A 12,252-nucleotide genomic window follows, 5' to 3' on the forward strand; every position below is an offset into this window, starting at 1 on the left:
AAAAATATCTATTTTGTATACATTAAGATGTATGGATGTAAAATTTTATAATCTAAAAATAATAGGAGGAGAAGTGTATGTGTCTGTTCAGAAAATATTGGCATAAATTATCAAGAGTGTTTAATAGACAATTAGGCTATTTTTTAGATGATAAATTATTGCCTGCTGTGGAACGACTTTTATTTTCGCAAAACTTTGCAAGGTTTATTCAAAGAAACTCTAGGCAAGCTACGGAAGAATTTATAAAATCAAGCCAATTTCAATCTATTATTTGTAACATTTTAAAAGAATGCAATACATCACCTTTTAAAGAAATTGCAAAGCAGTATTTAGGTAAAAACGTTGAAATTACGGTGACAGTTGGACAATTAACAGGTGTGATTGTAGCGGTTGGTGATGATTTCTTAACACTACAAGAAGGAATAGGGACGGAAGTTTTATTACCATTTACAAGTATTATATCAATAAAAGAAGCGTAAGAAAGGAGACTTATATATGTTATTTACTGATGAATTGCGTAACCATGTTGGTGAGTTAGTGCAAGTTGTTACAGCTGTAGAAATTGTTGCAGGCATTCTGTTATCTGTGACGGATGGGGCAGTAAGTGTTCGTACTTCTCCTTCTTATGGACCACCGGAAGATGTAATCGTGCGTACTCCTATTATTGCTTATGTTCGCTTGGAAGGGTAAGTGTGATACAAGTATGAGAGTATCAGTTGTTATTCCAGCGCACAATGAAGCGAGTACTTTATCACAAGTTTTAGTAGAAGTGGAGAAGCTCAAGCCTTACGAAATTATTGTAGTAGATAATGGCTCCACAGATGGAACGAAAGACATAGCGTTACAACATCATTGTCACGTGATTTATTATAAACATTCTCTTGGCAATGATGTTGGACGGGCTATTGGGGCTAGAGAAGCAAAAGGTGAAATTGTTTTGTTTTTAGATGGTGATATTGTTATTGATAGTAAAGAGTTACAACGTTTCGTGAAAGGAATTCGACAAGGGCATCAAATTGTTGTGAATAATTTAACATGGTCGGTTTATTTAAAGATGAGACCACATTATACGACAGTTGGAAAGTTCATGTTGAATCGCTATTTGAATAAAAAAGAGCTTGTTGTTGGATCTTTAATCGCAATTCCACATGCGATGAGCAGGGAAGTTATCGAGAAACTTGGGTGGTGGAATTTAGCAGATCCAGCACTATTTCAAGCGATAGCGATGTCTAGAGGAGTAGATATTGTTGATACGGCTTCGGTCGATGTAATTCACACAAATAAGGTCCGTCCTGTGCATACAGGAACATCACCTGGTTCTCCTTATCCGAAAGCGACTAGCCGTATTATGGGTGATCATTTACGTGCTTTGCAATATGTAATCGAAACATATGGTAAACGCGGCGGTTTTTCGGAGGGAAACAGGGATAGGGAGTTTATAGGGAACTATAAACCAGTTGTATTAAAGAAGGAAAAAGCGAAATATAGTGCGATTATACCAGTGTCAGAAGAAAAAATGACGATAAGATCTGTTATACAAGAAGTGAAAAAAGCAGGGGTAGATGAAATTATTGTTGTCGCGAATGGAGCAGATTTTGAGACTGTTAAACAGGCAAAGTTAGAGAATGTTATCGTTATTGAATTCGAGGAAGCACTCGGACATAATGTAGCTCGAGCGATAGGAGCTATGCATGCCACAGCCGATATTTGTTTATTCGTTGATGGTGATTTTGTTATTCCAGCAAAAAAACTCACTCCATTTTTGCAAGCTGTTGAAGATGGAAGTGACGTGGTTTTAAATGATTTACAATGCTTATTAGATATGTTTCATCCTGCAGATCCAATTAGTATGGGGAAATATTTTATGAATTTAGTAGCGAAAAGACCGGATTTATGGAATAACTCATTAACGGCAGTACCACATGCTATGCATAAAAGGGTAATAGAGAAAATAGGATATGACTCGCTTGTTATTCCGCCATTAGCTCAAATGAAAGCTATTTTGGAGGTTTTTTCTATTACAGCAGTAGAATTTGTAGATGTTATAAAAACCAATCGGATACGCCCGGAGCAACATGGATTTGTAAATGGGCGTATTCCGGCATTTGACCGTATTTTCGGTGATCAACTTGAGGCGATTGCTTATCTATTGCAATATACAGACGAACGTGGGAGTTTTACAGATGGAGATCGCGATAGAGACACTATTCAACAATTGAGAAAGGAAGAAAAGAATACAGATGAATGCTAGTAGTAAAGTAGCTATTATTGGATTAGGGTATGTTGGTCTTCCTTTAGCAGTCCATTTTGCAGAAAGAGGACATACCGTACTTGGATTAGATAAAGATACTAGAAAAATAGAATCGATTATAAAAGGAGAAAGTTATATTCCAGATGTTTCTTCTAAAGTGTTGCAAAGTTTATTGACTAAAAATAAATTAATAGTAAATACACCAGATAAAGGTATTACTGATTTCCAAAATAGTGATTATGTTATTGTTACTGTTCCAACTCCAATTAATGAACGAAGAGAACCAGATTTAAGTGCCCTCATTTCAGCTTCGCATTATATACAACAAAATCTCCAAAAAGGACAAACCTTCATTTTTGAAAGTTCCACATATCCAGGCACACTTGAGGAAGTTATTATTCCTATTATTTCTCAAGCTGGCCAAAAGGTAGGAGAAGATTTCTATATCGGATATTCCCCTGAGAGAATTGATCCAGCAAATAGTCAATATTCAGTTCAATCTATTCCAAAAGTTATTAGTGGACAAACAGAAAAGTGTAAACAAAAAGTACAGGATTTATATAGTACCATTTTTGACGTAGTTGTACCTGTTAGTTCGCCGAAAGTAGCAGAGATGTGTAAGCTATTTGAAAATATTCAGCGCTTAGTTAACATCTCTTTAGTAAATGAGTTAAACACATTATGTGAAAGTTTAGGGATTGATTTTTATGAGGCCATTGAAGCGGCATCTACAAAACCTTTTGGATTTACTCCGTATTGGCCAGGACCAGGGATAGGGGGGCACTGTATTCCCGTAGACCCCTTATATTTTCAATGGCGAATAAAAAAGAATGGGGCAATTAGTCAATTAATTGAGGCGGCACATGTAATTAATGAAGAAATGCCAGAGAAAATAGTCCGGAAAGTAAAGGGCATGGTGCAATCACCCGGACTAGTTTTAATTGTAGGAATCGCATATAAGAAAGATGTAAATGATTTGAGAGAATCACCGGCTTTGCCAATTATTCAATTACTAATAAAAGAAGGATACGAGATAAAATACCATGATTCATATATTTCTTCCGCGGAAATTGGAGATAAGGTGTATCAATCTGTTGCTTTGGATGAACAAACAGTTAAAGAGGCAGGTTGTGTTTTAATTTTAACTGACCACTCTAATATCGATTGGAAGCTTTTTAAAGGAATAGACCGAGTAATAGATACACGGGGAATTATAAAGAAGGTGAGTGTATGAGTAAGAAATGTTTAATTACAGGTGGGGCCGGATTTATTGGATCTCATTTAGCTGAAGAGTTGGTGAGAAGGGGTTATGAAGTCACGATTGTGGATAACTTCTATAAAGGGAAAAATAAGTATCATAATGAGCTAATGAGAGAGATTCGGGTTATTCCAATAAGTGTTTTAGATAAAAATTCTATGTATGAATTAGTAAACCAACATGATGTAGTGTTTCATTTAGCAGCAATTTTAGGTGTTAAAACGACAATGGAAAAAAGTATAGAGCTCATTGAAACGAATTTTGACGGAACGAGAAACATTTTACAAGCAGCATTAAAAGGAAAGAAGAAAGTAGTTTTTGCATCTACTTCAGAAGTATATGGTAAAGGCAAACCGCCTTTCTCTGAAGAAGGAGATCGATTGTACGGGGCAACTTCTAAAATTCGTTGGAGTTATGCAGTTTGTAAAACGTTAGAAGAAACATTATGTTTAGGATACGCATTAGAAGGCTTACCTGTAACGATTGTTCGTTATTTTAATATTTATGGTCCAAGAGCGAAAGATGGTCCATATGCAGGAGTAATCCCGCGATTTATCCGTGCAGCTTTGCAAGGAGAAGACATTCTCGTATATGGAGATGGAAAGCAGACACGTTGCTTTACGTATGTGAGTGATGCGGTAGAAGCAACAATTCGGGCAATGGATGAGAAGGTAAATGGTGAGATTATTAATATAGGTTCTGAGAACGAACAGAGTATAAAAGAAGTAGCAGAAACAATAAAAAAACTAACGAAATCTTCTTCGAAAATTGTACAAGTTCCTTTTGAGGAAGTATATCCACATGGCTTTGAAGAAATTCCGAATAGAAGGCCGAACGTAACAAAGTTAAGAGAACTTGTTCAATTTCAAGCGACAGTAACGTGGGAACAAGGATTGAAAGAAACTATTAAATGGTTTCGTGAAGAAAACAATGGCTAAGTCGCTATCAGTTATTATTCCTGCAAGTAATGAAGTAGATACGATTTCAGACGTTATTCAATCGGTAAAACCGTTAAATCCAGTAGAGATTATTGTCATAGCAAATGGTTGTAATGATGGTACAGAAGAGGTTGCTAATCAGCTAGGTTGTAAGGTAATCAGGTATACAGAACTATTAGGGAACGATGTTGGGCGTGCAGTTGGCGCAAAACATGCGATAGGTGATGTATTACTATTTATAGATGGGGACTTTGCTATTCCAACTTCCAAATTACAATTGTTTCTTAATCCAATTTTACATGATCAGACTGACATCGTTTTAAATAATTTGGACGCATTGTTTTTAAAGAAACAAAAACCCCATTCCGTTACAGTGTGGCGTCAAATATTAAATGCAATGTTAGAGCGTGAAGAATTAAAGATAGATTCTTTATTATCTGTACCTCATGCGTTGACGAAAGAAGTCGTCCAAAGTATTGGATATGAATGTTTAGTTAATCCTATTGTAGCTCATTTACGTATAGCACAAAGTAAATGGAGAATTAACCGTCATTGTGCTATTGATGTTATTACGCCGAATAAATTTCGACCGATTGAACATGCTGCATATGGCACGAACCTTTCTCAATCTGAAAGACGAATGATAGGTGATCATATAGAAGCAGTTGCAGAACGAATAGTAAGCAGTGATATACGCGGGGGATATTATGATGGAAATAGGAAAAGGGATAGCGTCTATCATACTTTAAATTTCGAAGATTTTTATCAAGGATGGGGCGTTACATCCAATTTGTATAGAGAAAAGCAACTATCGGTTGTTATTCCTGTACAAAATGAAGAGAAAACAATTGGAAAGGTTATAGAAGAGCTTCGTAAAATTGAACCTTTTGAAATCATCGTTGTCGTAAATGGTTCGTCAGATAAAACAGCAACGATTGCAAAAGACAAAGGCGCAACAACCATTGTATATAAAGAAGCCCTTGGAAACGATGTAGGGCGTTCACTTGGAACTTATTTTGCAAAAGGAGAAATTGTGTTATTTATAGATGGTGATTTTGTTATTCCAGCTAGTGAACTATATCCTTTTGCAAAAGCTATTGCAGATGGAAAGGACGTCGCATTAAATGATTTAAATCATTATTTAGATTTAAGAGTACCACTTCATCTTGTAACTGCATTTAAGTATGCACTAAATTTAGCTTGTGATAGAAAGGATTTAGGGGTAGGCTCACTTATTGCGGTACCTAATGCATTTAGCCACAAGTGTTTGAAAGCAATTGGATATAAATCTTTATTGTCACCTTGTGTAGCACAGGTGAAGGCTCTTCTTTCTGGATTTGAAATTGCATGTGTATGTCGTGTTGAGGTTGATAAGATGAACCGTATTCGTCCCAGTGAACATTTTGCAAAAATAGGTCATCCTCCAGCTGTACTTCGAATTATAGGTGATCATATAGAAGGACTAGAGCAAATAATTGCATCAACAGACAATCGTGGCGGATTCTATGATGGCAATAGAAAAAGAGATGTTTTATAGAAGTAACAAAAAAGTGTACAACATGTGTACACTTTTTTGTTCTGTTATAAAAACTATAACAGATTAGGAGATAAGAGTATTACAGCTCTACAATGGGTATTGTTCTTATATTACAAAATAGGACTCGTATATAAGGATACCAAAAAAATACAATTAAGGAAAGGGTTAATTTTAAAGACTTTTAAATGAAGTTAACACTATATATATAGTAGTTTGCTCAACATTTCACAAACATGTCACAACTATTTCGTTCACTTTCGTAAAAAAGTAGTATTCTAAGTGTGTAAGCTGTTATATAAAAAATCTTAGTCCTGTACTAATCAAAAATGGAGGAGATTAGGATGACTCAAGTATTAGAAAATGTTAAAAACGCATGGGAAAACTTTAAAGGTGAAAAATGGAAAGCAGAGATTGATGTTCGCGATTTCATTTTAAATAATGTAAACGTTTTCGAAGGAGACGAATCTTTCTTAGCAGAAGCAACTGAAGCAACGAAACAACTTTGGGATCAAGTAATGGATTTAACAACAAAAGAACGTGAAAACGGTGGCGTTCTTGATATGGATACAAAAATTGTTTCTTCTATTACATCACATGACCCAGGATACTTAAATAAAGATATTGAAAAAGTAGTCGGTTTCCAAACTGATAAACCATTTAAACGTTCTTTACAACCATATGGTGGTATTCGTATGGCAGAACAAGCTTGTGAATCTTATGGATACGAAATGGACAAAGAACTTAGTCGTATTTTTAGAGATTGGAGAAAGACTCATAACCAAGGTGTATTTGATGCTTATACACCAGAAATGAGAAATGCACGTAAATCAGGTGTTATTACTGGTCTTCCAGATGCATACGGTCGTGGACGCATTATCGGTGACTATCGACGCGTAGCATTATATGGTATTGATCATTTAATTGAAGCGAAAAAAGCCGATTTGAATTTAACTGGTGGTGTAATGAGCGAAGATACAATGCGTTTACGCGAAGAGTTATCTGAGCAAATGCGTGCACTTCAAGAACTAAAACAAATGGCTGCTTCTCATGGTTTCGATATTTCTAAACCAGCAACAAATGCACAAGAAGCATTCCAGTGGTTATACTTCGCATATCTTGCAGCGATTAAAGAGCAAAACGGAGCTGCAATGAGTCTTGGACGTACTTCTACATTCTTAGATATTTACATTGAAAGAGATTTAGCAAATGGTACTTTAACAGAAGAAGAAGTACAAGAAATTGTAGATCACTTCATTATGAAATTACGTCTTGTGAAATTCGCAAGAACACCTGATTATAATGAATTATTCTCTGGTGACCCAACTTGGGTAACTGAATCTATCGGTGGTATGGCATTAGATGGTCGTCCATTAGTAACAAAGAACTCATTCCGTTTCTTGCATACACTAGATAATTTAGGACCAGCTCCAGAACCGAATTTAACAGTTCTTTGGTCTAAACAATTACCAGAGAACTTTAAAAACTACTGTGCGAAAATGTCCATCAAAACATCAGCAATTCAATATGAAAATGATGACATTATGCGTGCTGATTACGGCGATGATTACGGAATTGCTTGTTGTGTATCTGCAATGAGAATCGGTAAGCAAATGCAGTTCTTCGGAGCTCGTGCAAACTTAGCGAAAGCATTATTATATGCGATTAACGGTGGTAAAGATGAAAAATCAAAAGCACAAGTTGGCCCTGAGTACGCACCAATTACTTCTGAAGTACTAAATTACGAAGAAGTTATGCATAAGTTTGATATGACAATGGAATGGTTAGCGGGTCTATATTTAAACACATTAAATGTTATCCATTATATGCATGATAAATATAGCTATGAACGTATTGAAATGGCACTTCATGATACAAATGTTCTTCGTACAATGGCAACAGGTATCGCGGGTCTATCTGTAGTAGCAGACTCATTAAGTGCAATTAAATACGCACAAGTAAAACCAATCCGTGATGAAAATGGTATTGCAGTTGACTTCGAGATTGAAGGAGACTTCCCAAAATACGGTAACAATGATGATCGTGTAGATGAGATCGCTGTAAATCTCGTGAAAACATTTATGAATAAACTGCGTAAACATAAAACATATCGTAATTCCGTTCATACAATGTCAATTTTAACTATTACTTCTAACGTTGTATACGGTAAGAAAACTGGTAACACTCCAGATGGACGCCGTACTGGAGAGCCATTTGCACCAGGTGCAAATCCAATGCATGGACGTGATACAAAAGGTGCATTAGCTTCATTATTATCTGTAGCTAAATTACCATATGAAGATGCACAAGATGGTATTTCTAATACATTCTCTATTATTCCAAAAGCACTTGGTAAAGAAGATGATGTACAAGTACGTAACTTAGTATCTATGCTTGATGGCTATGCAGTAAAAGAAGGCCATCACTTAAATATTAACGTATTTAATCGTGAAACATTAATGGATGCAATGGAACATCCTGAGAAATATCCACAATTAACAATTCGCGTATCTGGTTACGCTGTAAACTTTATTAAATTAACTCGTGAACAACAAATTGATGTAATTAACCGTACAATGCATGAAAGCATGTAAATGAAAAAAGTGTCCCTTCGCTTTTAATACATAGCGAAGGGAGGCTGTTTCAATAAAGGAGGAAGTAACATGGTAAAAGGAAGAATACATTCTGTAGAGTCTTGTGGTACTGTTGATGGCCCAGGGATTCGTTATGTCATATTTACACAAGGGTGTTTATTACGTTGTCAATATTGTCATAATGCTGATACGTGGGAAATCGGTAAAGGTAAAGAAATAACAGTTGAAGAAGTGATGCAGGATGTGACATGTTACCTTCCATTTATTGAAGCCTCCGGAGGCGGTATAACAGTTAGCGGTGGAGAGCCATTATTACAGCTAGACTTTTTAATTGAGTTGTTTAAAAAGTGTAAAGAGGCTGGTATCCATACAACAATCGACTCTTCTGGTGGGTGTTATTCTGAGGAACCAGAATTCCAAAATAAGCTAGATATTTTAATGGATTATACAGATTTAGTTTTATTGGATTTGAAACATATCGATTCCAAAAAGCATCGTAAATTAACAGGGAAACCAAATGAACATATTTTACAATTTGCTCGTTATTTATCGGATAAGAATAAAGCGATTTGGGTACGACACGTATTAGTTCCTGGTGTTACGGATAATGAAGAGGATCTACAAAAACTATCTAGCTTTATTCAAAGTCTGTCTAATGTTCAAAAAGTTGAAGTGTTACCATATCATAAGCTTGGTGTATATAAATGGGAGGCGCTTGGACACAAGTACCCACTCGCAAATGTAGAACCACCTACTGAGAAAAATGTAGAACATGCTAAACATATTTTACAAGCGGTCTAATCCAAATATTGGATTAGGCTTTTTGCTTTCTTTACAATAAAATCTAGAGTATATATTGATAAAAGAGTATACTGAAAGTAGAATATCCATAATTTTGTACGGACTAAGTGGATAAATTTACATAATTGTAAAGGGAAATCAAAATAGTAAAAAGAATTAAGAAGTAAAAGAGTGAGTATCATGGAATAGAGAAGATTTGTAAGTTATTGCGAAAGCTCTTATAGGAAAGTATAATGTAAAGATATGAGCACAGATAGGATTAAGGGGTCAATCTTATATGCTTTGCATATCCACGACAGGTACATAGCTGGAAAGGGAATTATTAGAATCTGTTTATGTAATTTTTAAGGAAAATGTTTTTCCTATTGTCGTATATGCAATATGGAAAAACAAAAAGCTAGGAGTGGATTTGTTTGATAAAAAACCCCAAGGTTTTAATATTAACTGCACATTACGGTAATGGTCATGTGCAAGTAGCAAAAACATTAGAACAAACATTTCGCCAAAAAGGAATTGAAGATGTTATTGTATGCGACTTGTTTGGAGAATCACATCCATTTATAACTGACATTACAAAATATCTATATTTAAAAAGTTATACAATAGGAAAAGAATTATATCGTTTGTTTTATTACGGGGTAGAAAAAATTTATGATAAGAAAATAGCATCTTGGTATGCGAACTTTGGAAGAAAACGTTTGAAAACACTGTTACAGGTGGAGAAACCTGATATTGTGATTAATACATTTCCAATTATTGCTGTACCAGAATTGAAAAAACAAACGGGGATTTCAATTCCTGTCTATAACGTATTAACGGATTTTTGCGTGCACAAAATATGGATTCATCGAGAAGTAGATCGTTATTTTGTTGCAACGGATCACGTGAAAGAATTGATGGTTGATATCGGTGTACCTGCGGAACAAATTGTTGAAACAGGAATTCCAATTCGGAGTAGTTTTGAGTTAAAGGTAAATTCAGACATCATATATAATAAATATCAGTTATGTAAGAATAAAAAGATTTTACTAATTGTAGCAGGTGCTCATGGGGTATTAGGAAATGTAAAAGAACTATGCCAATCATTTATGTCAGTGCCTAATTTACAAGTAGTTGTCGTTTGTGGAAAAAATGAAGCTTTAAAACATGATTTATTAAGTTTACAGAAGCAAAATTCCGATGCATTAAAAGTGTTTGGGTATGTTGAAAATATTGATGAATTATTCCGAGTTACTTCTTGTATGATTACGAAGCCAGGCGGAATAACATTAAGTGAAGCAGCAGCGTTGCAAGTACCTGTCATTTTATATAAGCCTGTTCCAGGACAAGAAAATGAAAATGCGATGTACTTTGAAAAAAAAGGAGCAGCAGTTGTCATTCGCGATGATAGTGAGGTTTTCGCAAAAACAGAGGCATTATTACAAGATGATGTGAAGCTTCTTCAAATGAAAGAAGCAATGAAAAGCATCTATCTTCCAGAGCCAGCTGGTCATATTGTAGATGCAATTTTGGCAGAAAATCATGCAGAACCGCGTCATATACCTATTAAATCACCTGCTCTTGCACAATCTTTTACTTAATATGAAACCCTCTTTGTATATGTAAAGAGGGTTCTTTATTATTTTCAAAGAAAATTTAGCCAGTTATCCACAAAATAATTGCGCTTTCATTAAACAGTAAAGTCGGAATATTAACAACTATATCCACATTGTCCACAATTTTTAGAAAAATATCCACAATTAAAACAGCTGATATATGCTTTAATATAGAAAAATATTAAGTGTTTTTGAAAATTACTAACAATTGCATCAGTTTTGTGGATAAAGTTGTCCACAGCAAAAAGACCCCTTATGCATAAGCATAAGGGGTCTTTTTGCTTACTTCTATCAGTCGAGAAAATTATGTAATGAAAATGAATAATTAGGGGGGAAACTTCTAATTATTCATTTTCACTTTAAATGCTTTTCGAGCGATATCCTGCTGCACGATCTGCTTTTTGAAATTCGCGTTGATAGAGAACTTCTTGTGTACTAGATAATGTGTTTTTTGCTTTATCACGTTTCTTTTTATCCATTACAAATCACCTCGTGTCTTAAAGTTACTATTTATCGTTTCCAAAGACATGAGGGGATATACGCATATGGAAAATGTTAATGATTGATTATCATTTCAGAAAATTTAGATTATGCTTCTTTTAATTGATGAGCATCTTGGAAGGTTGTATCTCGCATTGTAGCAAGTGTGTATTGATCTTTTGGAATTTCATATAAGTTATATACTTCTTCGTTTGCGTTAATTTCATCATATACGGCTTTTCTTGTTTCATTTGCTAGATTCACATATTGCAGTTTTTCTGCAGCTTTAATAGAACGAATATTTATTTTACGAATACGCATGAAAATTGTTTCAATATCTAATTCATAGAAAAGTTCACTAAAAAATGAATCTTTTGCCAATTTATTATAGCCTTTTCCATGATATGGTTTGCCAAGCCATGTCCCGAGAAATCCAGCTTTTTCTTGCACATCAAATAAAGTAATTGTTCCGATAGGGTTACCCCATTCATCTAAAATTGTGCGTGAAATTAATTCACCACGCTCTTCAGCTTCAATCGTTTGTTTCGTTAAGAATAAATATTCTTCATAAGAATAAGCCTTTTGACGCACAAAAGGGAAGACAGCTGGATCCACCATTAACTCGTATAGAACGTGGCTGTCGTGTAAGTCGCGTTTTTTCAACATACTAACTCCTCCTCACACGAGGGTAGCATGACGAAAAAACACCCCACCCTCGAAATTTTTATATCAATCTTTAAAAAATTTCGGGGTGGGAATCGAACCCACTAGAACCAGTTTCTAACGCTGGTGGCGCACCAT

Annotated in this window: 11 protein-coding genes and 1 pseudogene; 10 read left to right on the forward strand and 2 right to left on the reverse strand. The window is 35.1% G+C overall.

Annotated features, from left to right (window positions below):
• The first annotated feature begins 77 nt into the window (after positions 1 to 77).
• The 10 genes and pseudogenes from ACS2FK_RS26265 to ACS2FK_RS26310 all read left to right on the forward strand — a co-directional run bounded on the left by ACS2FK_RS26265 (position 78) and on the right by ACS2FK_RS26310 (position 10,956).
• Positions 78 to 479: a hypothetical protein gene (locus ACS2FK_RS26265; protein ID WP_000335546.1), complete on the forward strand. Its 402-nt coding sequence runs from the start codon at positions 78 to 80 to the stop codon at positions 477 to 479.
• A 16-nt stretch (positions 480 to 495) separates the two neighbouring features.
• On the forward strand, positions 496 to 690 hold the full coding sequence (locus ACS2FK_RS26270) for a hypothetical protein (protein ID WP_000899471.1): 195 nt from the start codon (positions 496 to 498) through the stop codon (positions 688 to 690).
• A gap of 13 nt (positions 691 to 703) precedes the next feature.
• On the forward strand, positions 704 to 2,251 hold the full coding sequence (locus ACS2FK_RS26275) for a glycosyltransferase family 2 protein (protein WP_001266449.1): 1,548 nt from the start codon (positions 704 to 706) through the stop codon (positions 2,249 to 2,251).
• Positions 2,241 to 3,485 (forward strand): nucleotide sugar dehydrogenase, encoded by a 1,245-nt coding sequence (locus ACS2FK_RS26280; protein WP_000994261.1) that lies wholly within the window; start codon positions 2,241 to 2,243, stop codon positions 3,483 to 3,485. Before ACS2FK_RS26275 ends, ACS2FK_RS26280 begins: the two co-directional genes overlap by 11 nt.
• Positions 3,482 to 4,447: an NAD-dependent epimerase/dehydratase family protein gene (locus tag ACS2FK_RS26285; RefSeq protein WP_000037050.1), complete on the forward strand. Its 966-nt coding sequence runs from the start codon at positions 3,482 to 3,484 to the stop codon at positions 4,445 to 4,447. The genes ACS2FK_RS26280 and ACS2FK_RS26285 overlap by 4 nt, the downstream gene beginning before the upstream one ends.
• Positions 4,440 to 5,984, forward strand: coding sequence for a glycosyltransferase family 2 protein (locus ACS2FK_RS26290; RefSeq protein WP_001130008.1), 1,545 nt, complete (start codon positions 4,440 to 4,442; stop codon positions 5,982 to 5,984). The genes ACS2FK_RS26285 and ACS2FK_RS26290 overlap by 8 nt, the downstream gene beginning before the upstream one ends.
• Positions 5,953 to 6,173: pseudogene (locus tag ACS2FK_RS26295) on the forward strand (hypothetical protein). The gene ACS2FK_RS26290 and the pseudogene ACS2FK_RS26295 overlap by 32 nt, the downstream one beginning before the upstream one ends.
• Positions 6,174 to 6,325: 152 nt before the next feature.
• Positions 6,326 to 8,575, forward strand: a complete 2,250-nt coding sequence (gene pflB / locus ACS2FK_RS26300; RefSeq protein WP_000195468.1) for a formate C-acetyltransferase — start codon at positions 6,326 to 6,328, stop codon at positions 8,573 to 8,575.
• Positions 8,576 to 8,644: 69 nt separating this feature from the next.
• Positions 8,645 to 9,376 carry a pyruvate formate-lyase-activating protein gene (gene pflA, locus ACS2FK_RS26305; protein ID WP_000238463.1) on the forward strand — a complete coding sequence of 244 codons (732 nt, stop codon included), beginning with the start codon at positions 8,645 to 8,647 and terminating at the stop codon, positions 9,374 to 9,376.
• 413 nt (positions 9,377 to 9,789) lie between these two features.
• The gene (locus tag ACS2FK_RS26310; RefSeq protein WP_000594694.1) at positions 9,790 to 10,956 is read left to right on the forward strand and encodes a diglucosyl diacylglycerol synthase; all 1,167 of its coding nucleotides are present in this window, start codon (positions 9,790 to 9,792) and stop codon (positions 10,954 to 10,956) included.
• A gap of 374 nt (positions 10,957 to 11,330) precedes the next feature.
• On the opposite strand, the gene ACS2FK_RS26315 is transcribed toward ACS2FK_RS26310, so the two are convergent.
• Entirely contained in the window at positions 11,331 to 11,450 is a 120-nt protein-coding gene (locus tag ACS2FK_RS26315; RefSeq protein ID WP_000358482.1) for a YfhE family protein, read from the reverse strand.
• Between the two features lie 109 nt (positions 11,451 to 11,559).
• Positions 11,560 to 12,117, reverse strand: a complete 558-nt coding sequence (locus ACS2FK_RS26320; RefSeq protein ID WP_000914737.1) for a GNAT family N-acetyltransferase — start codon at positions 12,115 to 12,117, stop codon at positions 11,560 to 11,562.
• Between the last annotated feature and the right edge of the window lie 135 nt (positions 12,118 to 12,252).

It is taken from the genome of Bacillus cereus group sp. BceL220 (assembly GCF_051776965.1).
GTDB lineage: Bacteria > Bacillota > Bacilli > Bacillales > Bacillaceae_G > Bacillus_A > Bacillus_A cereus.

Coding starts and splice junctions, on each gene's coding strand:
- ACS2FK_RS26265 (WP_000335546.1), top strand. CDS start 78: ATGTGTCTGTTCAGAAAATATTGGCATAAATTATCAAGAGTGTTTAAT.
- ACS2FK_RS26270 (WP_000899471.1), top strand. CDS start 496: ATGTTATTTACTGATGAATTGCGTAACCATGTTGGTGAGTTAGTGCAA.
- ACS2FK_RS26275 (WP_001266449.1), top strand. CDS start 704: ATGAGAGTATCAGTTGTTATTCCAGCGCACAATGAAGCGAGTACTTTA.
- ACS2FK_RS26280 (WP_000994261.1), top strand. CDS start 2,241: ATGAATGCTAGTAGTAAAGTAGCTATTATTGGATTAGGGTATGTTGGT.
- ACS2FK_RS26285 (WP_000037050.1), top strand. CDS start 3,482: ATGAGTAAGAAATGTTTAATTACAGGTGGGGCCGGATTTATTGGATCT.
- ACS2FK_RS26290 (WP_001130008.1), top strand. CDS start 4,440: ATGGCTAAGTCGCTATCAGTTATTATTCCTGCAAGTAATGAAGTAGAT.
- pflB (WP_000195468.1), top strand. CDS start 6,326: ATGACTCAAGTATTAGAAAATGTTAAAAACGCATGGGAAAACTTTAAA.
- pflA (WP_000238463.1), top strand. CDS start 8,645: ATGGTAAAAGGAAGAATACATTCTGTAGAGTCTTGTGGTACTGTTGAT.
- ACS2FK_RS26315 (WP_000358482.1), bottom strand. CDS start 11,450: ATGGATAAAAAGAAACGTGATAAAGCAAAAAACACATTATCTAGTACA.
- ACS2FK_RS26320 (WP_000914737.1), bottom strand. CDS start 12,117: ATGTTGAAAAAACGCGACTTACACGACAGCCACGTTCTATACGAGTTA.